Consider the following 26,722-nt stretch of genomic DNA (forward strand, 5'->3'; position numbering starts at 1 on the left):
CCCGGGCCCCGTCGCAGCGGACGCGGTCTTCGTGGACCCGAGACGCCGAACGGCGGTGACCTGAGCGTCACCGCCGTTCGCTCGTGCCGGGGACGTCCGCAGCCGTCGGGGGCCACCGGTCACGGCCCGCCGTGTCAGTCCGCCCACCTGCGACCCGTGCGCCTCTCCCAGGCGTCCTCGATCGTTTCGCGGCGCGCGACGACGATGCCCGCGGGGATCACGGCGGCGACGGCGAGTCCGAGCAGCACGAGCGCCGCCGTCCAGCCGCCCGTGATCTCGTGCGTGACACCGATCGCCAGCGGCATGAGCGCCGCGAGGGCGTACCCGGCGCTCTGAACAAGTCCGCTGAGCGCCACGGCCGTCTCGTGCGTGCGCGTGCGCAGGCCGAACAACACGAGCACCATCGGGAAGAACAGCGGCGGGATGCCGATCAGCACGACCCACAACACGGTCGCCGCCTCCGGGGCGATCAGCAGCCCCGCCGCCCCGGCGAGTCCCGCCACGAGGGCGATCGCGTAGAACGGCGTCGTCCGGCCGAGGCGCTGCACCAGCAGGGGCACGATCAACGACACGGGCAGGCCCATGAAGGAGAAGAGCGCGAGCAGGCCCCCGGCCTCCGCCTCACCGACGCCGGCCACGTCGATCAGCAGCGGCGGCAACCACGCGAACAGGCCGTAGGCGACGGAGGCGTTCACGGCGAACGTCGCCACGAGCGCCCACGCCTGCGGCACGCGCACGACGCGAGCCAGCACCGACGTGCGCGGTTCGTCGACGGCGTCGACCCGCGAGGCACGGGAGCGCAGGCTCATCGCGACCCACGGGACCACCGCGGCGACGGCCACGACCGCCCACGTGGCGAACGACCCGCGCCAGCCGACCGCCTCGGCCAGGGGTACGGCGACCAGCGGCGGCGTGAAGGTCGCCACCGCCATCGTCGTGGAGTACACCGTGGTCATGAGGCCGATGCGGCCGGGGAAGTACTTCTTCACCACGGCCGGGATCAGCACGTTGGCGACGCCGACGGCCGCGAACACCCCCGCGGTCGCCGCCAGCAGCGTCCCGGCGTCGACGGCCGCCGCACGCAGGGCCAGCATGGCGGCCGCGACGACGGCCGCGGCCAGCACCGACCGCTCGAGGCCGAGTCGGCGTTCGATCGCCGGCGCCCCCATCCCCGCCAGCGCGAAGGCGACGGGTGGGGCCATCCCGATCAGGCCGATCACCGCCGCCGGCAGGGGGAAGTCGCGACCGATCACGACGATCAGCGGCGACAGTGACGCCACGGCGATGCGCAGCGTCAACGCCAGCAGGATCACGGCCGTCGCGGCCAGCGCGATCGTCCCCGCCGCGCGGCGGGTCAAGACTCCTGGCTGCCCTCGACCCAGGCGAGGTACTCCTCCGACACCGTCCCCGTGACGTACCGGCCGTCGAAGCAGCTCATGTCGAGGTCGACCAGGTCGGTGCCCTCCATGATCGCCGCTTTCAGGTCGTCGACCTCCTGGTAGACGAGGTAGTCGCACCCCAGCTCTTCGGCGATCTCGGGGATGGTGCGCCCGTGCGCCACCAGCTCGTGACGCGAGGGCATGTTGATGCCGTAGACGTGCGGGTAGCGCACCGGCGGCGCGGCCGAGGCGAACGTCACGCTCTTGGCACCGGCATCCCGGGCCATCTGGATGATCTCGCGGCTCGTGGTGCCGCGGACGATCGAGTCGTCGACGAGCAGCACGTTCTTGCCCTGGAACTCCGTCGACATGGCGTTGAGCTTCTGGCGCACGCTCTTCTTGCGCACGGCCTGTCCGGGCATGATGAAGGTGCGACCCACGTAGCGGTTCTTGTAGAAGCCCTCGCGGTACTCGATGCCGAGCTTGCGAGCCACCTGCATCGCCGCCGGGCGAGCGGAATCGGGGATCGGCATGACCACGTCGATCGCGCCGGCGGGGGTGTACTTCGCCACCGTGTCGGCCAGGCGCTCGCCCATGCGCAGGCGCGTCTCGTACACCGAGACGCCGTTCATGACCGAGTCGGGACGGGCCAGGTAGACGTACTCGAACGAGCACGGGGCCAGCGTGGGGTTCGCGGCGCACTGCTGCGAGTGCAGCGTGCCGTCGAGGGTGACGAACACCGCCTCGCCGGGGAGCACGTCGCGTACGACCTCGAAGCCGCCGTTCTCGAGCACGAGCGACTCGGAGGCGACGATGTACTCGTCGCGCGGCTCGCCACCGGGGACCTGGGCCGCGGAACGCTTGCCCAGGATGAGGGGACGGATGCCGAACGGATCGCGGAACGCCAGCAGACCGTAACCGGCGATCAGGGCGATCGAGGCGTACGAGCCCTCGACGCGCTCGTGCACCCGGCTCACCGCGCGGAACACCTGGGCCGGGTCGAGGTCGGGCCCCGTGATCTCGGACTGCAGCTCCGAGCCCAGGATGTTCACGAGCAGCTCGGTGTCGCTGCTGGTGTTGAGGTGGCGGCGGTCTTTGTGGAACAGCTCGCTGGTCAGCTCGCGCGTGTTGGTGAGGTTGCCGTTGTGCACCAGCACGATGCCGTAGGGCGCGTTGACGTAGAAGGGCTGCGCCTCTTCTTCGCTGGATGCCGTGCCCTTGGTGGCGTAGCGCACGTGCCCGAGGCCGATGTCGCCGAGGAGGGCGCGCATGTCGCGCGTGCGGAAGGCCTCGCGCACCTGACCGCGGGCCTTGTGGATGTGGAACACCCCGCTCGCCTCGGCCGTGGCCATGCCGGTGGAATCCTGTCCCCGGTGCTGGAGGAGCAGGAGCGCGTCGTAGATCTCCTGGTTGACCGAGCCCTGCCCGGCCATGCCGACGATGCCGCACATGGGGTGTTAGATCGCTCCGTCCGCCGGCGCACCGGCATCCGCGTAGGTTCCGACCAGACGCACGGCGCCTCCGTCGACGCCCTTCGCGCCCTGTTCGTACTCGCCCTCGGGGCGGGTGCCGTCGCGGACGACGCCCACCTGCCAGGTGGCGATGCCGTCGGCCTGCAGCGCCGAGGTCGCGGCATCCGCGATCTCGGGGGCGACGACGGCGAGGAAGCCGATGCCGAGGTTCCACGTGCCCTCGGTCGCGGTGAGCTCGAGTCCGCCGATGTCGGCGAGCACGCGGAACACCGGCGAGGGGCTCCACGTGGAGCGGTCGAGATCGACCCAGGCGTCGCGCGGCAGGACGCGCGCGAGGTTCGCCGCGATGCCGCCGCCGGTGACGTGGCTCAGCGAATGGATGCCGGAACCCACCGCCCCGTCGTCGAGGAGGCGCAGCAGCGGCGAGGTGTAGAGGCGGGTCGGCTCGAGAAGGGCCTCGCCCCACGTGCCGCCGAGCTCGGCCGACGCCGCGCCGTAGGCGATGCCCGCACCGGTGATGATGTGGCGCACGAGCGAGTAGCCGTTGGAGTGCAGGCCGCTGGACGCGAGGGCCAGTACCACGTCGCCGGGACGCACGCGGTCGGCGCCCAGCACGCGGTCGGCCTCGACGACACCGGTCGCCGCTCCCGCGACGTCGTAGTCGTCGACGCCCAGGAGCCCGGGGTGCTCGGCGGTCTCGCCCCCGACGAGCGCGGTACCCGTCATGGCGCAGCCGCGCGCGATGCCGGCGACGATGTCGGCGATGCGCTCGGGCACGACCTTGCCGCACGCGATGTAGTCGGTCATGAAGAGCGGGCGCGCGCCGACCACGACGATGTCGTCGACGACCATGCCGACGAGGTCTTCGCCGATCGTGTCGTGCTTGTCGATCGCCTGCGCGATCGCGACCTTGGTACCGACGCCGTCGGTGCTCGTCGCGAGCAGCGGATGGGCGTAGTCACGCAGGGCGGAGGCGTCGAAGAGGCCGGCGAAGCCGCCGACACCACCGAGGACCTCGGGCCCGTGCGTGCGCCGCACGGCCGACTTCATCAGTTCGACGGCGAGATCTCCGGCGGCGGTATCGACGCCGGCAGCGGAATAGGGGTTTTCGTGGGGAGCGGAGGCCACCGCAACAGACTACCCGGGTGGACGCGCGCGAGTGTCGCGGGGCCGAGCGCCGCGACGAGCCGGCGGCGACGAGTAGCGACGGCGAGCGGAGGAGATCCCGCGACGGGCGCACCGGCCGAGGCCACGGCATCCCCCGCTCCCCGAATCTCCTCTCGGCCGACGCAAGGCCCCATCCGCGCCGGCCTCCGTCTCTTTACAATGACGCCATGACGGGCGGTCAGCCGGAGTGGGTGATCCGCGAGGACGCGGCGCAACCGGTGCTCGTCGCGCTCTACCTGCGCCAGGTGATCGGCATCCGGTCGCCGGAGGAGCTGCCGTCGCTGCGCCGCGTCCCGCCCCCGCTCCTCTCCGAACGGGCGGATGCCGCGCACGCGCAGCTCGAGCGCGAGTGGCGCCGGTACTGGGCCATGACCGTGGAGCCGCAGGCCCATCCCTCGCCCGTGCCGCTCGAGCTGGTCGACGGCTTCGACACGCTGGTGGCCCTCCCGGTCGAGGGCGCCGATGCCCTCCGCGAGGCGATCGCCGGTCACGCCGCCGACGCGGTCGACTTCGCCCGCCTCGCGCACGACCGGTACGCGCGGGACTCCGCGGCGCGGCCCGGGGTGGCGTACCGGGCGTACGCGAGCGCGATCGCCGCGCACGAGCGCGCGGTGGGCCGACGCGCCCACTCCTTCGAGCTGAACGTGCAGGTGCTGCCGCTCGCTCAGCGCGGGGTGTGGTGGATCGGATCGCTCACCGTCGCGGTGACCGACGGCCTGCGCGGTGACGTCGCGGCGTTCGACTCCGCCATCCACCCGATCATCGCGGAACTGGCGTGAACGGAGGCCACGCGAGGACGCGGTGAGCGCGACGCGCGGAGGGGGCGGTCAGAGGCCGTGCTGCTCGTGGTCGACGACGACCTGGCGCGTGCGGCCGCCGACCGTGCGTTCGAAGATCAGCGCCACGATCCCGGCGAGCGCGACGCCCGCCACGATGCAGATGAGGGCCGTGAAACCGAAGACCTGCAGGTCGGAGTAGACGACCTGCGTGTACGGGCTGACATCGGTGCCGTCGATCGTGACGGTGAGGATCAGGGCGACGAGGATGCCGACGAACGCCCCCGCGGCCAGGAAGACGCCGTACTTGGGCGCGCGCCGCACGGTGACCGTCTGGATCTCGTCGCGGACGGGGACCTGTCGTCCGGTGTCGGGCTGCTCGTCCATACGCCCATTCTCCCACCGTGGACGCCGTCGCGGGTCGCCTTCCTCGGCGTCGAAACACCGCCCTCGTCGACGGCACGTCCGCCCGCGCGGGGCGCCGGACGCCGGACCCCGACGCCGGTACGCCCTACCCACGGCATCCGCTCGCCGACGGCGGTGTCGACGCCGCGATCAGGGAGCGGCGGGGCGGGGCGGGGCGGTCGAGCTGCGCACGATGAGCTGCGAGGGCAGCACGGTCTCGTCGAGGGGCGCCGCGCCCACCATGGCCTGCAGGAGCAGGTCGACCGCGAGGGCGCCCGAGCGCGCGATCGGCATGCGCACCGTGGTCAGACTCGGCGTGACGGCGCCCGCCAGGTCGATGTCGTCGATGCCGACGATGCTCACGTCCTCGGGACACACCCGCCCGAGCTCGGCCATGCCCGCCTCGAGACCGAGAGCCACGAGGTCGTTGTAGGCGATGACGGCGGTGGCGCCGCTCGCGACGGCGGCCGCAGCACCGGCGCGACCGCCCTGGATGGAGGCGGCGTGGTTGCTCAACCGTGACAGGCGGATTCCGAAGCGCTCGCACGCACGCGCGACCGCGTCGGCGCGCTGCTCGTCGGCCCACGAGCCGTGCGGGCCCGAGGCGTAGGCGATGTGGCCGTGCCCGAGGGCGGAGAGGTGTTCGACCGCCTGCGTCGGACCGCGCTCGGCATCCATCACGATGCACACGGCGCCGCGGAGCAGGCGGTTGATCACGACGTGCGGGGTGTCGCCCACCAGCGCCAGCACCTCCGCCTCCGGCAGACGGGGAGAGCACAGCAGGAGGCCGTCCATCCGACGGCCGAGTTCTATCGACTCGCGCTCGCGACGCAGGTCTTCGTCGGCGTCGAAGAGCACGATGCGGTGGCGCCCGTGCCACGCCTGCCCCTGGATGGCCTTGAGTAGCGTCGCGTACACGGGGTTGGCGGCATCCGGGACCACCACCCCGATCGTGCGGGTGCCGACCGCCGCCTGCGGCGTGGCGTAACCGAGCTCCGCCGCCGCCCGACGCACGCGCTCGAGGGTGGCCGGGGCCAGACGATCGGGCTCGCCGAACGCGCGGGAGGCCGTGGCGATCGACACACCCGCGTGACGCGCCACCTCCGTGAGATTCGCCGCCATCCCCACCCCCTCGCCGCTGTCGTTCCATCATCGTGCATGCCGACCTGAAAACTGTTGACAAGTTTGTACAAGCAATGCACACTGCTTGCATGCCGATCATCGACGATCTCCCCCGGTCGAGCCCCGCCGCGTCGACGGGGGCGCCCGAGTGAGCGCCCGCCTCCGCCGCGGCGCGACGCTGCCCGTGCCCGTGCCCGCCGCACCGTCGGGCGCCGGCATCCTGCACCTGGGTCTCGGCAGCTTCCATCGCGCGCACCAGGCCGTGTACACCGCCGCCGCCCTGCGGGCCGCGGGCGGCGACTGGGGGATCGTGGGCGTCGCCTCCCGCTCGCGTCGCGTCGTCGACGCCCTGCACGCGCAGGATCACCTGTACTCCGTCGCCACCGTCTCCCCCGAGGGGACGACGCTCACCGTCCCGGGCGTGCACACCGACTCCTATGTCGCCGCCGACGACCCCACCCGCGTCGTCTCCGACCTCGCCGACCCGCGCATCCGCATCGCGACGTTGACCGTCACCGAGAACGGCTACAGCTTCTCGCCGTCGACCCAGCGCCTCGACGTGGCCGATCCGCTGGTCGCCGCCGATCTGCGCGGGGGCGACCCGCGCTCGAGCATCGGTCAGCTCGCCCGCGGCCTGCAGCGCCGCGCCGCCGGGGGCGGGGAGCCGATCGCGATCCTCAGCTGCGACAACCTGCTCTCCAACGGCTCGCACACCGAGAGGCTCGTGCGCGCGTTCCTCCACGAACTGCCCGCCGCCGAGGCCGCCGACACCCTGGCCTACCTCGATCGGGCCGTGACGTTCCCCTCGAGCATGGTCGATCGCATCGTCCCCTCCACCACCGCGGAGCTGACGGATCGCGTCGGCGCGCTGCTCGGGGTGCGCGACGAGGTCCCGGTCCCCGCCGAGCCCTTCACGATGTGGGCGGTCGAGGACCGCTTCGCCGGGGGCCGACCCGCGTGGGAAGCCGGGGGCGCGGTGTTCACCGACGAAGTGTCGGCGTACGAACTGCTCAAGGTGCGCCTGCTCAACGGCACGCACTCCCTCATCGCCTACCTCGGCGCACTCCGCGGCGCCCCCACGATCCCGGATGCCATCGGCCTCGCCGAGGTCGAGGCGGCTGCGGCTGCCGTGCTCCGCCACGAGTACGAGCCCTCGGTCGTCGCCCCCGCCGGGGTCGACATCGGGCAGTACGAGCGTGACCTCTTCTCGCGCTGGGGCAACAGCGCGCTCGGGCACCGCACGAGCCAGGTCGGCTCCGACGGCTCGGTCAAGCTCGGTCAGCGCATCCCGGGCCCGGTGGCCGACGCCTTCGACCGGGGCGAGTTCCCCCACCTCATCGCGCTCACCGTCGCCGCCTACCTCGCGTGCATCGCCCCGCCGACCGGATTCGACCCGGGCCCGCACGCCGCCGCCATGACCGACCCGGCGCGCGAGCGCCTGACCGCCGTCGCCGTGCGCGGCGGCCGCGATCTCGCCGCCCGCGCGATCGTGGACCTGCACCTGTTCGGCGAAGACCTCGCTCACCGCACCGCCTTCGTGGACAGAGTCGGCGACCTGCTCGACACGATCGTGCAGCGCGGGGTCGACAGCGCGATCGCCGACAGCCTGTCGGCATCCACGGTCCTGGCCCCCACCCTCCCCTGAGCACCCGCGCCCTGCGGGGCGCATGACGACACCGCGCCCCGGAGGGCGCACGAAGAAGAAGGAGACGCGATGAAGCTTCTCGCGATACACGGCGCGGAAGACGTGCGCTGGGAAGACCGCCCCGCTCCCGAGCCCCGCACCGGCGAGGTGCGCCTGCGGGTGCGCTACGTCGGCATCTGCGGGTCGGACCTGCACTACTACTTCCACGGCAAGAACGGCGAGTACGCCGTGCGCGAGCCGCTGACGCCCGGGCACGAGCTGTCGGCCGAGGTCGACCTCGACCCGTCGGGACGCCTCGCGCCGGGCACCCCCGTGACCGTGCACCCGGCGCGCTTCGGCCCCGCGGTCGCGGGCCTCGAGGACCGCCCGCACCTGCGCGCCGGGGGCGACTACCTCGGCAGCGCGGCGGGCTTCCCGCACCGCCAGGGAGCGGCCGCCGAGCTGCTCGTCGTCGAGGACCACATGATCCGCGTGCTCCCCGAGGGGCTGCCGCTCGAGCGCGCCGCGCTGGCCGAGCCGCTCGCGGTCGCGCTGCACGCCGTGTCGCTGGCCGGCGACCTCACCGGCCGCCGGCCGCTCGTGATCGGCGCGGGACCCATCGGCCTGCTCGTCGCGGCGGCCGCCGTGCACGCGGGAGCCGCCGTGGTCGGCGCGAGCGACGTGCGGCCCGAGCCCCTCGAGCGCGCCCGCGCGCTGGGGGCGGGCGAGACCTTCCTCGTGGGCACCGACGCCATCGACCCCGAGTCGTTCGACGTCGTCTTCGAGTGCTCCGGGGTGGGCGTCGCGCTCACGCAGGCCGTGCGGGCGGCGCGGCGCGCCGGCACCGTCGTGCAGGTGGGGATGCTCCCCGACGCCGATCTCGGCGTCAACCTCGCGCCGCTGCTGGCCAAGGAGCTGACGCTGCGCGGGGCGTTCCGCTTCTCGACCGAGATCGACGATGCCATCGCCCTGCTCGCCTCCACCGACGCCTTCGACGCCGTCGTCTCGCACGTCATCCCCGCCTCCGATGCGGTCGCCGCCTTCGCGACGGCCCGGGACTCCTCGGCGTCCGCCAAGGTGCTCCTCGCTCTCTGAGCGCCCCGAACATCCCCGACACCACCCAGCGATTCCGCTACGCATCCCTACGAAGGAGTAATCCGATGAGCAGCACCCCCGCCACCGGCGTCGATTCGTCGACGCCCCCACCCGTCGCCAAGAGGTCGATGGGCGACCTCGTCCGCGCCGCCGTCTCGGGCTGGCTCGGCACGGCGCTGGAGTTCATGGACTTCCAGCTGTACTCGCTGGCCGCGGCCCTGGTGTTCAGCCAGGTGTTCTTCGCCGGCGGCGACGCGGCCATGGCCGTCGTGCTCGCCATGGCCACCTACGGCGTCGGCTACGTGGCCCGTCCCGTCGGCGCGTTCTTCTTCGCCCGCATCGGCGACAAGGTCGGCCGCAAGCAGGTGCTCTTCTACACGATCCTGCTCATGGGCGCCGCGACCACCCTCATCGGGTTCCTGCCCACGTACGACCAGGTCGGCATCCTGGCCCCGATCCTCCTCGTCGTGCTGCGCCTGGCGCAGGGCTTCGGCGCCGGTGCCGAGATCTCGGGCGCGGGCGTCATGCTCGCCGAGTACGCCCCCGACAACCGCCGCGGCGTCGTCGCCTCGCTCGTCGCCCTCGGCACGAACTGCGGGACGCTGTTCGCCTCGGGCATCTGGGCGATCCTGCTCGCCGTGATGATGGAGAGCGACGTCATCGCCTGGGGCTGGCGCATCCCCTTCATCGGCAGCGCCGTCATCATGCTCTTCGCCCTGTGGGTGCGCTTCAACCTCAAGGAGAGCCCCGTCTTCGAGGAGCGCACCGACGTCGTCGACGGCAAGGCCCTCTCCCGCGCCGAACTGCACAAGGTCGCCACCGAGACCAACGACATCCGCACGCTGGAGTCGCTGCAGAAGAAGCCGCTCAAGGCCGTGCTCGTGTCGTTCTTCCTGCGCTTCGGCCAGGCCGGCAACTCGGGCATCGTGCAGACGTACCTCATCTCGTTCATCACGATCACGCTCGCGATCTCGAAGGAGGTCGGCCCCGAGGTGGTCATCGTCTCCTCGCTCCTCGGCTTCATCACCATCCCGGTCGTGGGCTGGCTCGGCGACCGGTTCGGCCGTCGCCGCATGTACATCGTGATGTCGGCACTGTCGCTGCTGCTCATCGTGCCCACCCTGCTGCTGATCAACTCGCGCGAGGTCGGCTGGATCTTCGTGGGCTACGCGCTGATCCACAACATCGCGGTGCTGGGCCTGGCATCCATGGAGAACATCTCGATCCCGGAGATCTTCGGCGCCCGCAACCGCTACACCCTCACCGCGATGGTGCGCGAGATCGCGGCCATCATCGCCACCGGCGTCGGCCCCGTCGTCGCCGCCGCGTGGGTGGCCGCGGCCACCGGCAGCATCGTTCCGATCATGGTGCTGATGGGCGTGTTCACGGCCTCGGCGCTGGTCGCGGCGATCATCGCCCCCGAGTGGACCGGCCGCGATCTGACGGATCCGCGCTCCGCGATGTGATCCGCGGGGGCCGGTGTCCCGGCTCCCGCACCCGGGGGGGTTGGTGAGGGCGAACCCGCCCGGCTTCCCTCCCCCGCCCTCGATCCGGAAGATCCCCGCATGAGCATCGCCTCCGTCGACGTCATCGTCACGAGCCCCGGCCGCAATTTCGTCACCCTCAAGATCGTCACCGGAGACGGCGTCGTCGGATGGGGGGACGCCACCCTCAACGGTCGCGAGCTGTCCGTCGCGTCGTACCTCTCCGACCACCTCGCCTCGATGCTCATCGGGCGCGACGAGGACCGCATCGAAGACACCTGGCAGTACCTCTACCGCGGCGCCTACTGGCGACGCGGGCCCGTCACCATGGCCGCGATCGCCGCCGTCGACATGGCGCTGTGGGACATCAAGGCCAAGAAGGCCGGGATGCCGCTCTACCAGCTGCTGGGAGGTGCGAGCCGCGACGGTGTGCGCGTCTACGCCCACGCCTCGGGCACCGATTCCGCCGCCCTCTCCAACGCCATCACCGGCTACCGCGAGCTCGGCTTCACCGCCGTGCGCGTGCAGACGGGCGTCCCCGGCCTCGGGCAGATCTACGGCGTCTCGGCCGCGGGCCCCGGCGTCCGGTACGACTACGAACCGGCGAAGCGATCGGGCGACCGCCCCGCCGAGGAGACCTGGGACACCCGCCAGTACCGCAACCACATGCCCGGGGTGTTCGCGAGGATCCGCGAGGAATTCGGCACCGACCTGCGCATCCTGCACGACGGCCACCACCGCATGACGCCGATCGAGGCCGCGCGGTTCGCGAAGGACGTCGAACCCTACGATCTCTTCTGGCTCGAGGACGCCACGCCCGGCGAGGACCAGACCGCGCTGCGCCTCATCCGCCAGCACTCCACGACGCCGCTCGCGATCGGCGAGGTGTTCAACACCGTGTACGACTACCAGACGCTCATCACCGAGCGGCTGATCGACTACGTGCGCTCGGCCGTCACCCACACCGGCGGCATCACCGCGATGAAGAAGCTGCTCGACTTCGCCGCGATCTACGGCATCCGCTCCGGCATCCACGGGCCCACCGACATCTCGCCCGTCGGAATGGCCGCCGCCCTGCACCTGGATCTGGCGATCCACAACTTCGGCATCCAGGAGTACATGCCGCACAACGAGCAGACGCTCGAGGTGTTCCGCACGTCGTTCACCTTCGACAAGGGCTTCCTTCACCCGGGCGATCAGCCCGGTCTGGGCGTCGAACTCGACGAAGAGGCCGCCGGTGCGTTCGAGTACACGAAGGCCTACCTGCCGGTGAACCGCCTGCTCGATGGGACCGTCCATGACTGGTGAACTTCCGTCCCGCACCGTTTCGTCGAGGCTCGTCGTCGTCGCCCGGGCTTCCGCCGCGTCGGACTACGCGCCCGTCCTGGCCGCCCTGGCCGACGCGGGCGTGCAGAGCGTCGAACTCACGCTCACCACCCCGGGCACCTTCGACGTCTTCGCACAGCTGCGTGCGTCGTTCGACGGCGACCTGGGCATCGGCACGGTCACGACCCTCGACCAGCTCGAGCGGGCCATCGCCGTCGGCGCCGACTACGTCGTCACCCCCATCACCTCGACCGCCCTGGTCGAGCGCGCGGTCGCCGCGGGCATGCCGATCGTCCCCGGGGGCCTGACCCCCACCGAGCTCTTCGCCTCGTGGTCGGCGGGCGCCTCGGCGGTCAAAGTGTTCCCCGCCGGTCAGGTGGGTCCCGGCTATCTGAAGGACCTCCGCGGCCCGTTCCCCGACATCGCCGTGGTCCCGTCGGGAGGGGTGGATGCCGACAGCGCGGCCGCGTGGCTCGCCGCGGGCGCCGTGGCGGTCAGCGTCGGCGGCCCCCTGCTCGGCGATGCGTTCCACGGAGGCGACCTCGGCGCGCTCCGCGAGCGAGCCGCACGGTTCGTCGCCGTGTGCGCGGGAGCGAGCACCCTCGCGGGGCGGCATCCGTGAGCCGCGTCGTCACCCTCGGCGAGACGATGGCACTCGCCCGAACGACCGAGATCGGGTCGCTCCGCCATGCCGCGGGGCTCGCCCTCGGCATCGGCGGGGCCGAGAGCAACGTGGCCGTGGGCCTGGGCCGTCTGGGTGTCGACGCGGCCTGGCTCGGCCGCGTCGGCGACGATCCCCTCGGCGAGCGCATCGGGCGCGAGCTCCGCGGCGAGGGCCTCGAGGTGCGCGCGATCGTCGACCCCGAGGCGCCGACGGGCCTCATGCTCAAAGAGCGCCCGTCCGCGGCATCCACCGCCGTGCACTACTACCGCCGCGGTTCGGCCGGCTCGCGCCTGGCACCCCCCGACGTCCCACCGGGATGGATCGAAGACGCCGATCTGCTGCACGTCACGGGCATCACCCCCCTGCTGTCCGACACCGCTCGCGCCGCCGTGCTCTCCGCGGTCGAGCGCGCCCGCGCCGCCGGCGTTCCGGTCTCCTTCGACGTCAACTACCGCTCGGCCCTCGCCTCGCCCGACGTCGCCGGTCCGGTCCTGCGCGAGATCGCCGAACGGTCCACCCTCGTGTTCGGCGGCGTCGAGGAGTTCGCCCTGATGTCGACGGACGCCGCGGAATCGCTCCTCGACGACGGCGTCCAGCAGGTCGTCGTCAAACGAGGGCCCGACGGCGCGGCGGTCTTCACCGCCGACGGCGTCACCGAGGCTCTCGGCTTCGCCATCGACCCGGTGGACACCGTCGGCGCGGGCGACGCCTTCGTCGCGGGATACCTCAGCGCCCACCTCGAGGGCCTCGACGTCCCGGACGCGTTGATCCGTGCCAATGCCTGCGGCGCGATGGCCTGCCTCGTTCCGGGCGACTGGGAGGCCGCTCCCACGCGCCGCGACCTCGAGCGCTTCCTCAGCGGTGGTGGAGACCCGGTCCGGCGCTGACGCGCGCGGGCTCACCCCTGCCTGCCCGGCCGCCGACGACCGCTCGAGATCACACGTTCCGCGCGAGATGACCCGACGTTGCCCGGCTCCACCGTGTCATCTCGCGCGGATCGTGCGATGTCGGCGGAGAGCTGCGGATACCGCGACCCGGGCTACGGCCGCAGCGGGAGCAGTGCGCTGAGGTCGGCGCGCACGCCGGAGGCCACGATGCGGCCGGCGGTCACGGCATCCGCCCAGTGCTCACGGCCCGTCGCAACGGCGATCCAGGTGGCCGCGTCGGTCTCGACGACGTTGGGCGGGGTGCCGCGCGTGTGCCGCGGACCCTCGATGACCTGCACGGCCCCGAACGGGGGCACCCGCATCTCCACGGAATTGCCCGGCGCCTTCTCGACCATCAGCTGAAGCAGGTAGCGCACGGCGGTGGCCGTCGCCGCGCGCGGGGCGTCTCCGGCGGCGACCGCGGCGAGCGCCGCGCGTCCGTCTCCGGTCTCGATGCGGCGGGGAGGCATGGCATCCACGCTACTCGCCGCCCCCGTCGGTCGGCCGGCGGGACGCAACGCAGGACTTCCGCGGTTCCGGGAGCGCCGGAGGCCTTCGGCTGGCCGGCGCCCGTCCGGAGTTCCTGCGTCGTGTCAAACGCGTGGTGGTCGCCGTCGCCGCGGTCGACCATCAGGGGCGGCCCGAAGCGGACCGCCCCGGGGCCGGGAACCGGCGCGCCGCGCGACAGAACGCAGGAGATGCAGCGGTCGGAGAGCCCCGGGATCAGAGACGACGGGGATGCGACCACGGAACTCCTGCGTGGTGTCCGCGCCGAGGCCCCGACCGCGCGGTCGATAGGCTGGCCGCGTGAGAATCCTGGTCCTCGGTTCGGGCGCGCGCGAGCACGCCATCATCCTCGCCCTGCGCTCCGAAGAGGAGTCGCACGCGATCTTCGCCGCCCCCGGCAACGCCGGCATCGCTCGCGAGGCGCACCTGGTCGACCTCGATCCGCTCGACTCCACGGCCGTGCTCACCTTCGCCAAGGCCGAGGCGATCGACCTCGTCGTGGTCGGTCCCGAGGCGCCGCTGGTCGCGGGCGTCGCCGATCCGCTGCGCGCGCACGGCATCCCGGTGTTCGGCCCCGGCAAGGCCGCGGCCCAGCTCGAGGGCTCCAAGACCTACGCCAAGCGCATCATGGATGCCGCGGGCGTGCCCACCGGTCGTTCGGTGCGCGCGCACGATGCCGCCGCCGTCGAGGCGGCCCTCGACGAGTTCGGCGCGCCCTACGTGGTCAAGGCCGACGGCCTGGCCGCGGGCAAGGGCGTGATCGTCACGTCCGACCGCGATGCCGCGATCGCCCACGCCGGGGACTACCTCCCCACCGGGGCCGTGCTGATCGAGGAGTTCCTCTCGGGCCCCGAGGTGTCGCTGTTCTTCCTCAGCGACGGCGACCACGTGGCCCCGCTCAGCCCCGCGCAGGACTTCAAGCGTCTGCGCGACGGCGACGAGGGCCCGAACACCGGCGGCATGGGCGCGTACTCGCCCCTGCCGTGGCTGAGCGAGCGCTTCGGCGGCGAAGACGAGTTCGTCGCCCAGGTCACGCGCGAGATCGCCGAGCCCGTCATCCGGCAGATGGATGCCGAGGGCACCCCGTTCATCGGACTGCTCTACGCCGGACTCATCCTCACCGAGCAGGGCGTGAAGGTCATCGAGTTCAACGCCCGCTTCGGCGACCCCGAGACGCAGGTCGTGCTGCCGCGCCTGGTCGATCCCCTGTCGCGCCTGCTGCTGGCCGCCGCCTCGGGCACGCTCGAGGATCAGCCGCGCCCCGCCTTCGCCGACGCCACGGCCGTCACGGTCGTGCTGGCCAGCGAGGGCTATCCCGAGGCGCCGCTCACGGATCGCGTGCTCACCGGTCTCGACGAGGCCGAGGAGGTCGACGGCGTGCACGTCGCCCACGCCGCCACCGCCGACCGCGACGGCGAGCTCGTCGCGACGGGCGGGCGCGTGCTCAGCGTCGTGGCGACCGGCACCACGTTCGCCGAGGCGCGCGCGGCCGCGTACGCCGGGCTGGAGCGCATCGGGCTCGAGGGCGGGCAGTACCGCAGCGACATCGCCGCGCGGGTCGCCCGGTCCTGAGCCCCTGCCGGCCCCGTGCCCGGCAGCGGAGGGCGATCCACGGCGGAGGACCGACGACGCGGGACCCATCCTCCCCTCCCCCCGTCTCCTCCCGTCACCTGCGCCCTCGCCCCGGGGACACGGGCCGCGGCCCCGCGTGGCCGGGCGGATCGGCGACGACCTCGCGCCGTAGTCTCGACCGATGACTGCGACCCCCTACGACGCCCGGGCCGACGAGTACATCGCGGCATTCGGGTCGATGGATGCCGCGCACCCGGTCGACCGGAGCATCATCGACGCCTGGGCGACCTCGGTCACGGGCCCGGTGCTCGACGCGGGGTGCGGCCCCGGTCACTGGACGGGACATCTGGCCCGGCGCGGCCTCGACGTGCGCGGCATCGATCTCTCCCCGCGGTTCGTCGACCACGCGCGGTCGGTGCGACCCGGCATCCGCTTCGACGTCGGCACCATCGACGACCTCGAGGCCGGTGACGAGGAGTTCGGCGGCATCCTGTCGTGGTTCTCGACGATCCACCACGACCCCGACGTCGTCGAGGTGCCGCTGCGGGAGTTCGCGCGGACGCTTCGGCCGGGAGGGCGACTGCTGCTCGGCTTCTTCGTCGGCGCCGAGGTCGAGGCGTTCGACCACGCCGTGGTCCGGGCGCATCGGTGGCCGGCGGCGGAGCTGGGGCGGAGAGCGGATGCCGCGGGCCTGGACGTGATCGAGACCCACACGCGCGCGACGCGCGGCCAGCGGCCGGTCGGGGCGCTGGTGTGCGAGCGGCGAGCCTGACGGGCACCCGGCTCGTGCGGACGGGCGTCGGGGGGCCGGCGTTCCGGACTCGGGCCCGGCAGCGGGCGGACCGCGGGGCGGCACGGCCCGCGAGGCGCCGTCGCAGATCGCGTCGCGGCGGGCGACGAGCACGTCCGCTCCGGCCCTCGGGCGCCGGGACTCCCCCGTATCCGATCCGAACCCTGCGCGTTCCGGCCTGTACCGACGCGCGCTGCCCGTTTACGGTGGTCCGACGGGCGGGTGCGGGGAAAGGGTGAACGTGACCGAGAAGACGATCGACGAAGCGGTGCAGCGACTCGGGTTGATGGACAGCCCGCCCGAGGAGCGCTTCGACCGCATCACGCGTCTCGCGAAAGACGTCTTCGACGTCGACTACGCGGTGCTGAACATTGTCGACTCCGAGACCGTGTACACGAAGTCGCAGGTGGAGTCGGGATTCGTCCACACCCCCATCGAGGAGTCGTTCTGCGGCGAGGCGGTGAAGCAGCCCGCTGTGCTCGAGGTCTTCGACGGTCGCGCCGACCCGCGTTTCGCCGACCGCGCGATCGTGGCGACGCACGGCATCCGGTACTACGCCGGGTATCCCCTGCGCACGTACGACGGCGAGACCGTCGCCACGCTCTGCCTCCTCGATCACGAACCCTCCGCGCTCGACGACGAGCAGCGCGACGCGTTCGAGCGCTTCGGCGCGTGGGCCGAGGCCGAGCTGCGCGAGAGCGAACACCCCGAGACGCCGACGAGCCCGGCCGCGCCCGAGGTGGTCGCCGAGCGGACGGGAGCCGACGAGGTGCGCCTGGCGTCGTTCGCCCTCCCCCACGGCGTCGTCAGCGGCGACCGCGGCGGCTGGCAGCACGTGAGCGGGCGCGTGGTGCTGACCCTGGCCGACGTCATGGGCAAGGGCGAGATCGCCGGCCGGCTCGCGGAAGAGCTGCTCGACGCCCTTCAGGAGCGCCGGGATGCCGCGCCGATCGAGGCCCTGATCGAGGTCGAGCGCGAAGCCCACCGTCGCGGTCATCGCGACACGTTCGCCACCGTCTTCCACGCCGTCATCGACACGCGCGCGGGCACCATGGAGTTCGTCGACGCCGGGCACGGGTTGACCCTCGTGCTGCGCACCGACGGCACGAGCGAGCGGCTCAGCTCGCGGAACCTTCCGCTGGGGCTTCGACCGGCTCGGCTCCCCTGGGAGGCGGGGGCCGTCCCCGTCGGTCGGGGCGACCTCATCGTCAGCGTCTCGGACGGCGCGCTCGACGCCTACGACTCGACCCTCGACAGCCTGCGCCAGCTCGGCGAAGACCTGCGGCGGGCCGCCGAACCGGAGGGCTTCTTCGACCAGCTGGCCGTTCGGGTGTCGACGCAGCGGGTGGATGACGACGTCACCGCGATCGTCGCATCCGTTCACTGACGGCCCGCGCGGAAACGACGAACGCCGCCGCCCCCGAGGGGACGACGGCGTTCGTGGGGCTCACTCGCCCGCGGCGGCGGGGGCGGCCTGGGCCGCCTGCTGCGCGGGGGCCGCATCGCGCGGCGCGCCATGCGGGCGGATCACCGACGGGCGCCGCATGAACAGCACGGCGATCAGGCCCACGCCGATCACGACGATCGGCAGCACGAGCGACTGGCCCATGGCAGCCGAGAACCCCTCGACCACCTGCGGCGGCAGGGTCCCGCCGCCGAAGCTCGCATCGGCGTCCGCGGCACCCGGGAGGTTGGCCTCGAGGCGCGCCTGCATGAACGCGGCGATGGATGCCGAGCCGATCACCGAGCCGACCGTGCGGGTCGTGTTGTAGATGCCCGCGCCGGCGCCGGCCTGACGCGGCGGCAGGTTGCGCGTCGCCGTCGTGGCGAGCGGACCCCACATGCCGGCGTTGCCGACACCCATGAGCGCCGACGGGATGAGGAAGGCCCAGATGGGCGCGTCGTTCAGGATCAGCGCCACGTAGATCCCGAGTGATCCGCCGACCAGCAGCAGCCCGGGCACGAGCAGGAAGCGCGGATCGGTGCGGTCGAGCAGCTTGCCCGCGAAGGGAGCGAGCACGCCCGACAGCACGGCCAGCGGGATGAGCAGCAGGGCCGACTCGGTGGGCGTGAGACCGCGCGCCAGCTGCAGGTAGAACATCTGCGGCAGGGCCATGCTCGTCACGGTGAAGCCGACCGTGGCGATCGCGAGGTTCGCGATCGAGAAGTTGCGCTCGCGGAAGAGGTCGAGGGGCACCAGGGGCTCGCCCTTGCTGCGCGCCTGCGTCCAGATGAACACGCCCATGACCGCGACGCCCGCGGCCACCATCACCCAGATCCAGGCCGCCCACGAGTAGTGCTCGCCCTCCTGCAGACCGAACACGATGAGGAAGAGGCCGATCGCGCTCAGCACGACGCCGACGATGTCGAACTTGTGCGCGGTCTTGGGCAGCTGCGGCACGAGGATGACCGCGGCGATGAAGCCGATCACGCCGACGGGGATGTTGATGAAGAAGATCCACTCCCAGCCGAGCCCGTCGACGAGCAGGCCGCCCGCGAGCGGGCCGACGAGGGTCGCGACCCCGGCGGTGGCGCCCCACAGGCCCATCGCGGCGCCGCGGTTCTGCGGCGGGAAGGTGCGGGTGATGACCGCCATCGTCTGCGGGGTCATGAGCGCGGCGCCCAGGCCCTGCACGGCGCGGGCGACGATCAGCATCTCGAGGCTGGGGGCGAGCCCGCACGCGAGCGAGGCGATCGTGAAGACCGCCAGGCCCGTCAGGTAGACGTTCTTCGGGCCGAAGCGGTCGCCGAGGCGACCGGTGATCAACAGCGGCACGGCGTAGGTGAGCAGGTAGGCGCTCGTGACCCACACGACGTTGTCGAGGTTGTTGGTGTCCGGGTCGAGGGCGGCCTTGATGGCGGGGTTGGCGACCGAGACGATCGTGGTGTCGACCAGGATCATGAAGAACCCGATGACGAGCGCCCAGAGGGCGGGCCAGGGGCTTCTTTCGGTGGTGCGGGTGGATGCCGCGGAGGCGGCGCGGGAGTCTGTCATGGGGTGGTCTCCTTTGAGACGCGGTGCTTCTTCTTGATGTGTTCGGGGATCTCGGCGATGCCCCAGGGGAGGGAACGATCGGCGAGGCGCGCGCGCAGGGAGTCCTGCCACGCGAGTTCGGCGTCGAGCAGAGCGGACTGCCGCTGCAGCTCGACGAGGAATTGTTCGGGTGTCTCGCGAGCGGCCGACGCGGCGAGCCCCGTGCGGTGCTCGTCGACCGAGGCCAGCAGCAGCGCGCGGCGCCGATCGAGCAGGGCGATGACCTCATCGCGTTCGAGGTTGTGGGCTTCCGAGAGGGCGACGCGGAAGTCGCTCGGCCGCTCGATCTGGGGCAGCTCGGCGCGCACCCATTCCTCGACGGCGTGGCGACCGGCCTCCCGGAGCGTATACGTCGTGCGTTCGGGGCGGTTGCCGTCGCGGTCGACGCCGATCTCGGCGAGGAGGCCGTCGCGCTCGAGGCGCGCGACCGTGTGGTAGATCGTGCCCTTCTGCAGGGGGACGAGACGGTCGTCGCGCCTCTCCTTGAGCAGGCGCACCATCTCGTACGGGTGCATGTCGCCCTCGCGCAGCGTCGCGAGGATCATGACGCCCACGGGGGTGAGGCGGCTCGTCTCCGGCATCCGTCCCCCTCATGGTCCGTGTCGACTAGTCCACGTGGACTATACGCCTGTTCCGCAGCAGGCGCGAACGCCCGGAGATGAACGTCGGGTGTCCGGAACGCGCGGGCGGACGACGCGCGACGGGGCGTGTCGAGGAAGGTCCGCGCCCGGCGCTCGTCCCGCCCGACGGGCGCGTGCATCTCGTCGAGCGCTCACGACGAAGACGCCGTGCCGGCGGAGCGGACACGGCGTCTTCGAGGAGATGCAGCTGCGGAGGATCAGTCCGACGAGGAGGTGCCCGAGACCGCTCCGGAGGAACCCTCGGTCTCGATGGGCGCGTCGGCCGGCACGGCGACCGCCCGACGATGACGCCAGCGCGCGGGCAGACCGAAGATGCCGCGTTGATTGGGCTCCTCGACCTCGAGACCGTAGTGCTGGCCGATCGCGTCGCGCAACGCCGCCCGCTCGGCGCGGTCGTACGCCCGCATCTCGCGACGGAACGCGGTCACGGTCGCCCAGCAGATCGCCAGCAGCACGAGGCTGAACGGCAGGGCGATGCTGATGGCCGCGGTCTGCAGGGCCGTCAACCCGCCGGCGATCAGGAGCGCGAAGGCGATGACGGCCGTGGCCAGGGCGAAGAAGATGCGCACCCACTTCTTCGGCTCCTCCTCGCCGCCGGTGGCGATCATGCTCATCACGAGAGCCCCGGAATCGGCGGAGGTGACGAAGAACACCCCGATCAAGATGAGGAATCCGACGATCAGCACGACCGATCCCGGAACGCCCTCCAGCATCTGGAACAGCGCGGTGGAGACGTCGACCGACCCGTCCGGTCCGGCGAGCGAGGCCGTGCCCGTCAGCTCCCCGTAGATCGCCGTGCCGCCGAGCACCGTGAACCAGAGGATGCCGACGAGGGTGGGCACGAGGATGACGCCGGTGACGAACTCGCGCACCGTCCGCCCGCGCGAGATCCGCGCGATGAAGATGCCGACGAAGGGCGCCCACGAGATCCACCAGCCCCAGTAGAACGCCGTCCACGCCCCCTGCCACGCCACGCCGTCGTCACCCGCGTAGGCGCTGACGGTGAAGGACAGGCCGACGAAGTCCGAGATGTAGTTGCCCATCGACTGCACCACGTCGCGCAGGAGGAACTCGGTGGGGCCGGCGAACAGCAGGTACAGCATCAACACGCCCGCGAGCACGAGGTTGATGTTCGACAGCCACTTCATGCCCTTGCCGACGCCCGACAGCAGCGAGAAGAGCACGAACCCGGTGATGATGCCGATGATGACGGCCTGGCTGATCACGGTGGGCGGAACGAGACCCAGGAAGTCGAGACCGGCGCTGATCTGGATGACGCCGAGGCCCAGGGAGGTCGCGACGCCGAAGAGCGTGCCGACGAGCGCGGCGACGTCCACGGCGTTACCCCACGCGCCCTGCACGAGGCGCGCACCGAGGATCGGCTCGAGCGCCCATCGGATCGTGCGCGGCCGCTTCCGGCGGTGGAAGGCGTAGGCGAGCGCGAGGCCGATCACGACGTAGATCGACCACGCGTGAACGCCCCAGTGCAGGAAGGTCTGCGACATCGCCTGCTGCGCGAGTTCGGCGGGCGTCCCGGTGACGCCCGGGCGCGGCTCGATGAAGTGACTGAGCGGCTCGCTCACGCCGTAGAACACCAGACCGATGCCCATTCCGGCGGCGAACAGCAGGGAGAACCACGACAGCGTCGAGAACTCCGGCTCGTCGTCGTCCTGTCCGAGCTTGATGCTGCCGAACCGACTGAACCCCATCGCGAGCGCGAACACCACGAAGAACGCCGCGATGAGCACGTAGTACCAGTTGAAGGTCGACACGATCGCGGTCTGCACCGCGTCGAAGGTGCCCTCGGCCGCGGCCGGGAAGAACAGCGCGAAAGCGATGAACGCCAAAGCGATGGCGGCGGCGGGCCAGAAGACCCAGCCGCGGATGGTCTTGTGGCGGCTCCCCGCATGGGGATCGATGGACGCCGCGGTGTCGGGGGCTGCCTCGGTCATGCCTCCAGGCTAGCCAGGGGCCGTCCGCGCACCGGAGGGCAGGCGTCGACGCGGCCGTTGTGACACAATCCGCCTCTCCCCGGCCCGGGAAGCCGGCACCGACCCGCCATAATGAGCGGGTGACCCCCGCTCCCCCGTTCGAGCTCCCCGGCTGGCGCCACGTCTACTCCGGCAAGGTGCGCGACCTCTTCGTCCCCGCCGACACCGCCGACGGCGCGAAGCCGGCCCACCTCCTCGTCGTCGCCAGCGACCGCGTGAGCGCCTTCGACCACGTGCTCTCCCCCGGCATCCCCGACAAGGGCGTCCTCCTGACCACGCTCAGCCTGTGGTGGTTCGACCGGCTCGCCGGCGCCGAGGGCGGCCGCGCGGTCCCCAACCACCTCGCCGCCGACCACGCCCTCGACGGCGACGACGCCGTCGCCCTCATCCCGGATGCCGTGCAGGGGCGCGCGATGCTCGTGCGCGCCCTCGACATGCAGCCGATCGAGTGCGTCGTGCGCGGCTACCTCACCGGCTCCGGCTGGGCCGAGTACCGGTCGGCGGGCACGGTCTGCGGCATCCCGCTCCCCGAGGGTCTGAACGACGGCGACCGCCTCCCGGAGCCGCTGTACACCCCCGCGTTCAAGGCGCCGATGGGCGAGCACGACGAGAACATCACGTTCGAACGCTCCGTCGAGATCGTCGGTGCCGAGACAGCCGAGGCGCTGCGCGATCTGTCGCTCGAGATCTACCGTCGCGCGGCGGCCACCGCCGAGGCGCACGGCCTGATCCTCGCCGACACGAAGTTCGAGTTCGGCTACGACGGCGACGGCGTGCTCACCCTCGCCGACGAGGTGCTCACCTCCGACTCTTCTCGCTACTGGGATGCCGAAGCCTGGCGCACCGGCTCCACCCCCGCCGAGCGCATGGCGAGCTTCGACAAGCAGATCGTGCGCGACTGGCTCGCCGCGAACTGGGACAAGCAGGGCGAGCCCCCCGCCCTCCCCGCCGAGATCGTCACCCGCACCCGCGACCGCTACGCGACCCTGTTGCACCTGCTGACGGCGTCCTGAGCTCGTCCGCACGAGGTTCCCCCGCCCCCATCCCCCGAGGAGACCCATGTTCCGCTGGAAGCTGCACGGCAACGGCCGCACCGTCGCCCCCGGAGCCGTCGTCGCCCCGGGCGAGCGCCTGAACTGGGGCGCCACGGCCGCCATCGGCCTGCAGCACGTCATCGCGATGTTCGGCGCCACCTTCCTGGTGCCCGTGCTCACCGGGTTCCCGGTCTCGACGACGCTGCTGTTCTCGGGAGTGGGCACGCTCCTCTTCCTGCTCGTCACGCGCAACCGCCTCCCCAGCTACCTGGGGTCGTCGTTCGCGTTCATCGCGCCCATCACCGCCGCCACCACCACCGCCGGCACGGGATCCGCCCTCGCGGGCATCGTGGCCGTCGGCATCCTGCTCACCGCGATCGGATTCGTGGTGCAGTTCGCGGGTCTGGGGTGGGTCGACAAGGTGATGCCGCCGGTGGTGGCCGGCGCGATCGTGGCGCTGATCGGCTTCAACCTCGCTCCCGTCGCCTGGCAGAACTTCCAGCTCCAGCCGCTGCCCGGCACGATCACCCTCATCGCGGTGATCCTGTTCAGCGTGCTGTTCCGCGGGTTCGTCGGACGCATCTCGATCTTCCTCGGGGTCATCGTGGGCTACCTCGCCACGGTGCTGATCCAGCTGACGACCGGGGAGGTCCTCATCGACTTCTCCGTGGTCGACGCCGCCCCCTGGGTCGGTCTGCCCACGTTCCAGATCGCCGACTTCGCCTCCGCCCAGACGTGGTCGGTCATCGCGATGTTCCTGCCCGTCGTGCTCGTGCTCGTGGCCGAGAACGTCGGTCACGTGCGCGGGGTCGCCGCGATGACGGATGCCACGGCCAACCGCTCGACCGGTCGTGCCCTCATCGCCGACGGCGTCGCCACGACGCTCGCCGGCACCTTCGGCGGCTCGGGCACCACCACGTACGGCGAGAACATCGGCGTGATGGCCGCGACGCGCGTCTACTCCACCGCGGTCTACTGGGTCGCCGGTCTCACAGCGATCGTGCTGAGCCTCTCGCCGAAGGTCGGCGCGGTGTTCAACACCATCCCGCCGGGCGTGCTGGGCGGGGTGACCACCGCGCTCTACGGCCTGATCGGCATCATCGGCATCAAGATCTGGGTCGACAACCGAGTCGACTTCTCGCGCCCGGTCAACCAGTACACCGGTGCCGTGGCGCTGGTGCTGGCGATCGCCGGCTTCACGATGCAGTGGGGCGACTTCCAGCTCGGCGCCATCGTCCTCGGCTCCGTCGCCGCCCTGGTGATCTACCACCTGGGCAACGCCATCGCGCGCGCCCGCAAGACCGGCGCCGATGACGGCGGCCCCATCCCCGCCGTGGGTCCGCTGGGCGGCGATCCGGCCTGAGACGCCGGCTCGCCGGCATCCGGTGGTCTCGTGCGGAACCTCCCCCGCCCGGGTCCGGCACGGCTCGGGACGGTGTCCGCACCCCTCGGGTGATGCCGGACGCCCGCCCCACGCCCGCCTCGGCGCGGGCGGCGGTTTCGCGCGCGCCCCTCGCCCGGCCCGGCCTGCCGGGCGGCTCCCGTAAACTGGGCGAGGCGTGTCGGGAAGTCTGGTCGACGATTCGTCGATCGACCCCTCAGGAGCTCCCCATGAACCACGACATCGCACGCGCCCCACGGTGGCCCGGATACGCCGAAGTCCACCGCGTCACGACCCTTCTGCGCCGCGAATCCATCGGGGGGATGCTGCTGGTCGTCGCCGCCATCGCGGCGATCGCCTGGGCCAACTCCCCCGCGTCCGACGCCTACTTCGCGCTGCGTGACTTCCGTTTCGGCTTCGCGCCCTGGCACCTGGAGCTCAGCGTCGGCGCCTGGGCGGCCGACGGGCTCCTCGCCGTCTTCTTCTTCATGGTGGGCCTCGAGCTCAAGCGCGAGATCGTCGTCGGGAGTCTCCGCCGCTTCGGTACCGCCATCGTCCCGGTGACCGCCGCCGTCGCGGGTGTCGCCGTGCCCGCGCTCATCTACGTCGCGATCGTGCACACCCAGCCGAGCCTCCTCGCCGGATGGGCGATCCCCACGGCGACCGACATCGCCTTCGCGGTGGCCGTCCTCGCCCTCGTCGGCTCCCACCTCCCGGGCCCGCTGCGCATCTTCCTGCTGACCCTCGCCGTGGTCGACGACCTCATCGCGATCGCGATCATCGCGGTCTTCTACACCAGCGACATCTCCCTGCTGCCCCTCGCGGTGTTCGCGGTGCTCGTGGTGGTCTACGGCGTGATCGCCCACCGCGGGCGGGCGTGGTTCGCGCGCCACGGGTGGGCCGCGTGGGTCGTGCTCCTGCCCATCGGCTTCGCCGCCTGGGCGTTCCTGCACGCCTCGGGCGTGCACGCCACGATCGCCGGCGTGGCCCTCGCCTTCACGATTCCCGTCGCCGCGTCGCGGCGTCAGCCGCAGCTGCGCGGGATGGACCTCGCGGAGCAGTTCGAGCACCGCTTCCGCCCGCTGTCGGCGGGGATCGCCGTGCCCATCTTCGCCTTCTTCGCCGCGGGCGTCTCGGTGGGCGGCGCCGACGGGCTCCTGCGGGCCGTGATGGATCCCGTGACGATCGGCGTCGTCGCCGGACTCGTGCTCGGCAAGCCCATCGGCATCCTTCTGGGCGTGCGCCTGCTCACCCTCGTCACGCGCGTGCGGCTCGACCCGGCCCTGAAGTGGATCGACCTCGCGGGGGTCGGCCTCCTCGCGGGGATCGGCTTCACCGTGTCGCTGCTGATCGCCGAGCTGAGCTTCCCCGAGGGCTCACCCCACACCGACGACGCCAAGATCGCCATCATGGTGGCCTCGCTGCTGGCATCCGTGCTGGCCGCGGCCGTGCTGCTCGTGCGCAACCGGCGCTACAAGCAGCTCGCGCTGGCCGAAGAAGTGGATGCCGACGGCGACGACGTCCCCGACGTGTACCAGCAGCCGCAGCGACGCTCTCCCCGCGACGAGTCCTGACCCGCACGACGGGGACGCGGTCGGCGGGGGACACGGCCGGATCGGAACACGCGAACGCCCCGCACCTGTCGAGGTGCGGGGCGCGGTGGTCGAGGGTCAGGCGGCGGCGGCGAGCTGAACGCGGTGGGCGTCCTCGTGCTGCTGCCAGGTGGCGGCGTCGACCATGAGACCGGCGGAGGTCGCGGCCTGATCGGCGAGCTGGCGGAGATAACCGCCGGACAGCCGCTGCGACTCCGACGAGGCGTACTGGAAGCGCATCGAGATCGCGGGCTGCACCCACAGGGTGGTGCGGGCGTGGTGGGCCGCGATGTCGGTCCACGTGATGGTGAAGGACTCGCCTCGACGCAGCTTGGTCGCGAGCACGACCTGCAGGTACTGCAGCAGACGGTCGTCGATCTCGATCGACTGAGGGTCGGAACCGTAGAAGAGCTTTCCCATGAGGACTCCTGATCGTTCGGGTGCTTACAAGACGAGGGGGGCGAGGACGCCGAGGCCGGCCACCGAGACGACCATGGCCGAAGCGGTCACGGCGACGAACCGCCGACGGGCGGCGACGCCCAGGGCGGAAGGCACGAACGTGGAGCGGCGCAGACCAGAGGTCTGGGCCCAGGGAAGAGCGGCGAGAGTCATCGTGAGCGTCCTTTCGTTCGGCATCCGAGATCGTTCGCCTCGGTTGATGATCAACGTAACATGTAATTAACCGGCTTAGGTAACTTCGTTGAGTGTCACGGGGATTGACAATCACTGAACGTAAAGGT

24 protein-coding genes are annotated in these 26,722 nt (G+C 71.9%); 13 read left to right on the plus strand and 11 right to left on the minus strand.

Annotated features, from left to right (window positions below):
• Positions 1–134: 134 nt before the first annotated feature.
• From ACK4LS_RS04955 to purM, 3 genes are read right to left on the minus strand one after another with little or no spacing between them, the layout of a single operon-like run.
• Positions 135–1,358, minus strand: a complete 1,224-nt coding sequence (locus ACK4LS_RS04955) for a CynX/NimT family MFS transporter (protein ID WP_409714041.1) — start codon at positions 1,356–1,358, stop codon at positions 135–137.
• Complete coding sequence (gene purF, locus ACK4LS_RS04960; RefSeq protein ID WP_409714044.1) at positions 1,355–2,830, minus strand: amidophosphoribosyltransferase; 1,476 nt, start codon at positions 2,828–2,830, stop codon at positions 1,355–1,357. The genes ACK4LS_RS04955 and purF overlap by 4 nt, the downstream gene beginning before the upstream one ends.
• Positions 2,831–2,836: 6 nt before the next feature.
• Entirely contained in the window at positions 2,837–3,979 is a 1,143-nt protein-coding gene (gene purM, locus ACK4LS_RS04965) for a phosphoribosylformylglycinamidine cyclo-ligase (RefSeq protein ID WP_409714047.1), read from the minus strand.
• 206 nt (positions 3,980–4,185) lie between these two features.
• On the opposite strand from purM, the gene ACK4LS_RS04970 reads away from it, so the two are divergent.
• Entirely contained in the window at positions 4,186–4,797 is a 612-nt protein-coding gene (locus ACK4LS_RS04970; protein ID WP_409714050.1) for a zinc-binding alcohol dehydrogenase, read from the plus strand.
• Between the two features lie 48 nt (positions 4,798–4,845).
• Here ACK4LS_RS04970 and ACK4LS_RS04975 read toward each other — a convergent pair whose 3' ends face one another.
• Together ACK4LS_RS04975 and ACK4LS_RS04980 are read right to left on the minus strand one after the other, a co-directional pair.
• Complete coding sequence (locus ACK4LS_RS04975; protein ID WP_409714053.1) at positions 4,846–5,181, minus strand: potassium transporter Trk; 336 nt, start codon at positions 5,179–5,181, stop codon at positions 4,846–4,848.
• A gap of 168 nt (positions 5,182–5,349) precedes the next feature.
• On the minus strand, positions 5,350–6,321 hold the full coding sequence (locus ACK4LS_RS04980; protein ID WP_409714056.1) for a LacI family DNA-binding transcriptional regulator: 972 nt from the start codon (positions 6,319–6,321) through the stop codon (positions 5,350–5,352).
• 148 nt (positions 6,322–6,469) lie between these two features.
• Here ACK4LS_RS04980 and ACK4LS_RS04985 point away from each other — a divergent pair, with 148 nt between their 5' ends.
• The 6 genes from ACK4LS_RS04985 (at position 6,470) to ACK4LS_RS05010 (ending at position 13,401) form a co-directional block, all read left to right on the plus strand.
• The gene (locus tag ACK4LS_RS04985; RefSeq protein ID WP_409714059.1) at positions 6,470–7,966 is read left to right on the plus strand and encodes a mannitol dehydrogenase family protein; all 1,497 of its coding nucleotides are present in this window, start codon (positions 6,470–6,472) and stop codon (positions 7,964–7,966) included.
• A gap of 69 nt (positions 7,967–8,035) precedes the next feature.
• Positions 8,036–9,040 carry a zinc-binding dehydrogenase gene (locus ACK4LS_RS04990; RefSeq protein ID WP_409714062.1) on the plus strand — a complete coding sequence of 335 codons (1,005 nt, stop codon included), beginning with the start codon at positions 8,036–8,038 and terminating at the stop codon, positions 9,038–9,040.
• A 65-nt stretch (positions 9,041–9,105) separates the two neighbouring features.
• Positions 9,106–10,506, plus strand: a complete 1,401-nt coding sequence (locus tag ACK4LS_RS04995; protein WP_409714065.1) for an MFS transporter — start codon at positions 9,106–9,108, stop codon at positions 10,504–10,506.
• A 99-nt stretch (positions 10,507–10,605) separates the two neighbouring features.
• Positions 10,606–11,832 (plus strand): D-mannonate dehydratase ManD, encoded by a 1,227-nt coding sequence (gene manD / locus ACK4LS_RS05000; RefSeq protein WP_409714068.1) that lies wholly within the window; start codon positions 10,606–10,608, stop codon positions 11,830–11,832.
• The gene (locus ACK4LS_RS05005) at positions 11,822–12,472 is read left to right on the plus strand and encodes a bifunctional 4-hydroxy-2-oxoglutarate aldolase/2-dehydro-3-deoxy-phosphogluconate aldolase (protein WP_409714071.1); all 651 of its coding nucleotides are present in this window, start codon (positions 11,822–11,824) and stop codon (positions 12,470–12,472) included. Before manD ends, ACK4LS_RS05005 begins: the two co-directional genes overlap by 11 nt.
• A complete protein-coding gene (locus ACK4LS_RS05010; protein ID WP_409714074.1) occupies positions 12,469–13,401 on the plus strand; it encodes a sugar kinase in 933 nt (310 codons plus the stop codon). Before ACK4LS_RS05005 ends, ACK4LS_RS05010 begins: the two co-directional genes overlap by 4 nt.
• Before the next feature lie 152 nt (positions 13,402–13,553).
• On the opposite strand, the gene ACK4LS_RS05015 is transcribed toward ACK4LS_RS05010, so the two are convergent.
• Complete coding sequence (locus tag ACK4LS_RS05015; RefSeq protein ID WP_409714077.1) at positions 13,554–13,910, minus strand: sterol carrier family protein; 357 nt, start codon at positions 13,908–13,910, stop codon at positions 13,554–13,556.
• Positions 13,911–14,247: 337 nt separating this feature from the next.
• On the opposite strand from ACK4LS_RS05015, the gene purD reads away from it, so the two are divergent.
• The 3 genes from purD (at position 14,248) to ACK4LS_RS05030 (ending at position 17,696) form a co-directional block, all read left to right on the plus strand.
• Entirely contained in the window at positions 14,248–15,519 is a 1,272-nt protein-coding gene (gene purD / locus ACK4LS_RS05020; RefSeq protein ID WP_409714080.1) for a phosphoribosylamine--glycine ligase, read from the plus strand.
• A 181-nt stretch (positions 15,520–15,700) separates the two neighbouring features.
• Entirely contained in the window at positions 15,701–16,291 is a 591-nt protein-coding gene (locus ACK4LS_RS05025; protein ID WP_409714083.1) for a class I SAM-dependent methyltransferase, read from the plus strand.
• A gap of 259 nt (positions 16,292–16,550) precedes the next feature.
• Positions 16,551–17,696 (plus strand): SpoIIE family protein phosphatase, encoded by a 1,146-nt coding sequence (locus ACK4LS_RS05030; protein WP_409714086.1) that lies wholly within the window; start codon positions 16,551–16,553, stop codon positions 17,694–17,696.
• A 60-nt stretch (positions 17,697–17,756) separates the two neighbouring features.
• Here the strand turns inward: ACK4LS_RS05030 and ACK4LS_RS05035 are convergent, their stop codons facing one another.
• The 3 genes from ACK4LS_RS05035 to ACK4LS_RS05045 form a co-directional block, all read right to left on the minus strand.
• On the minus strand, positions 17,757–19,304 hold the full coding sequence (locus ACK4LS_RS05035) for a DHA2 family efflux MFS transporter permease subunit (protein WP_409714089.1): 1,548 nt from the start codon (positions 19,302–19,304) through the stop codon (positions 17,757–17,759).
• Complete coding sequence (locus tag ACK4LS_RS05040; RefSeq protein ID WP_409714092.1) at positions 19,301–19,924, minus strand: PadR family transcriptional regulator; 624 nt, start codon at positions 19,922–19,924, stop codon at positions 19,301–19,303. The genes ACK4LS_RS05035 and ACK4LS_RS05040 overlap by 4 nt, the downstream gene beginning before the upstream one ends.
• 257 nt (positions 19,925–20,181) lie before the next feature.
• On the minus strand, positions 20,182–21,936 hold the full coding sequence (locus ACK4LS_RS05045; protein WP_409714095.1) for a BCCT family transporter: 1,755 nt from the start codon (positions 21,934–21,936) through the stop codon (positions 20,182–20,184).
• Between the two features lie 119 nt (positions 21,937–22,055).
• Between ACK4LS_RS05045 and ACK4LS_RS05050 the strand changes: the two genes are divergently transcribed.
• The 3 genes from ACK4LS_RS05050 (at position 22,056) to nhaA (ending at position 25,964) form a co-directional block, all read left to right on the plus strand.
• Entirely contained in the window at positions 22,056–22,988 is a 933-nt protein-coding gene (locus tag ACK4LS_RS05050; protein WP_409714098.1) for a phosphoribosylaminoimidazolesuccinocarboxamide synthase, read from the plus strand.
• Between the two features lie 46 nt (positions 22,989–23,034).
• Positions 23,035–24,372, plus strand: a complete 1,338-nt coding sequence (locus ACK4LS_RS05055) for a uracil-xanthine permease family protein (protein ID WP_409714101.1) — start codon at positions 23,035–23,037, stop codon at positions 24,370–24,372.
• A 248-nt stretch (positions 24,373–24,620) separates the two neighbouring features.
• Entirely contained in the window at positions 24,621–25,964 is a 1,344-nt protein-coding gene (gene nhaA / locus ACK4LS_RS05060; protein ID WP_409714104.1) for a Na+/H+ antiporter NhaA, read from the plus strand.
• Between the two features lie 96 nt (positions 25,965–26,060).
• On the opposite strand, the gene ACK4LS_RS05065 is transcribed toward nhaA, so the two are convergent.
• Together ACK4LS_RS05065 and ACK4LS_RS05070 are read right to left on the minus strand one after the other, a co-directional pair.
• Positions 26,061–26,402 carry a hypothetical protein gene (locus ACK4LS_RS05065; RefSeq protein WP_409714107.1) on the minus strand — a complete coding sequence of 114 codons (342 nt, stop codon included), beginning with the start codon at positions 26,400–26,402 and terminating at the stop codon, positions 26,061–26,063.
• A 24-nt stretch (positions 26,403–26,426) separates the two neighbouring features.
• Entirely contained in the window at positions 26,427–26,618 is a 192-nt protein-coding gene (locus ACK4LS_RS05070) for a hypothetical protein (protein WP_409714110.1), read from the minus strand.
• Between the last annotated feature and the right edge of the window lie 104 nt (positions 26,619–26,722).

Origin of the sequence: Microbacterium sp., assembly GCF_046295495.1 — a bacterium.
In the GTDB taxonomy this organism is placed as follows: domain Bacteria; phylum Actinomycetota; class Actinomycetes; order Actinomycetales; family Microbacteriaceae; genus Microbacterium.

Coding starts and splice junctions, on each gene's coding strand:
- purF (WP_409714044.1), bottom strand. CDS start 2,830: ATGTGCGGCATCGTCGGCATGGCCGGGCAGGGCTCGGTCAACCAGGAG.
- ACK4LS_RS04970 (WP_409714050.1), top strand. CDS start 4,186: ATGACGGGCGGTCAGCCGGAGTGGGTGATCCGCGAGGACGCGGCGCAA.
- ACK4LS_RS04975 (WP_409714053.1), bottom strand. CDS start 5,181: ATGGACGAGCAGCCCGACACCGGACGACAGGTCCCCGTCCGCGACGAG.
- ACK4LS_RS04980 (WP_409714056.1), bottom strand. CDS start 6,321: ATGGCGGCGAATCTCACGGAGGTGGCGCGTCACGCGGGTGTGTCGATC.
- ACK4LS_RS04990 (WP_409714062.1), top strand. CDS start 8,036: ATGAAGCTTCTCGCGATACACGGCGCGGAAGACGTGCGCTGGGAAGAC.
- ACK4LS_RS04995 (WP_409714065.1), top strand. CDS start 9,106: ATGAGCAGCACCCCCGCCACCGGCGTCGATTCGTCGACGCCCCCACCC.
- manD (WP_409714068.1), top strand. CDS start 10,606: ATGAGCATCGCCTCCGTCGACGTCATCGTCACGAGCCCCGGCCGCAAT.
- ACK4LS_RS05005 (WP_409714071.1), top strand. CDS start 11,822: ATGACTGGTGAACTTCCGTCCCGCACCGTTTCGTCGAGGCTCGTCGTC.
- ACK4LS_RS05015 (WP_409714077.1), bottom strand. CDS start 13,910: ATGCCTCCCCGCCGCATCGAGACCGGAGACGGACGCGCGGCGCTCGCC.
- ACK4LS_RS05025 (WP_409714083.1), top strand. CDS start 15,701: ATGACTGCGACCCCCTACGACGCCCGGGCCGACGAGTACATCGCGGCA.
- ACK4LS_RS05035 (WP_409714089.1), bottom strand. CDS start 19,304: ATGACAGACTCCCGCGCCGCCTCCGCGGCATCCACCCGCACCACCGAA.
- ACK4LS_RS05040 (WP_409714092.1), bottom strand. CDS start 19,924: ATGCCGGAGACGAGCCGCCTCACCCCCGTGGGCGTCATGATCCTCGCG.
- ACK4LS_RS05045 (WP_409714095.1), bottom strand. CDS start 21,936: ATGACCGAGGCAGCCCCCGACACCGCGGCGTCCATCGATCCCCATGCG.
- ACK4LS_RS05055 (WP_409714101.1), top strand. CDS start 23,035: ATGTTCCGCTGGAAGCTGCACGGCAACGGCCGCACCGTCGCCCCCGGA.
- nhaA (WP_409714104.1), top strand. CDS start 24,621: ATGAACCACGACATCGCACGCGCCCCACGGTGGCCCGGATACGCCGAA.
- ACK4LS_RS05065 (WP_409714107.1), bottom strand. CDS start 26,402: ATGGGAAAGCTCTTCTACGGTTCCGACCCTCAGTCGATCGAGATCGAC.
- ACK4LS_RS05070 (WP_409714110.1), bottom strand. CDS start 26,618: ATGCCGAACGAAAGGACGCTCACGATGACTCTCGCCGCTCTTCCCTGG.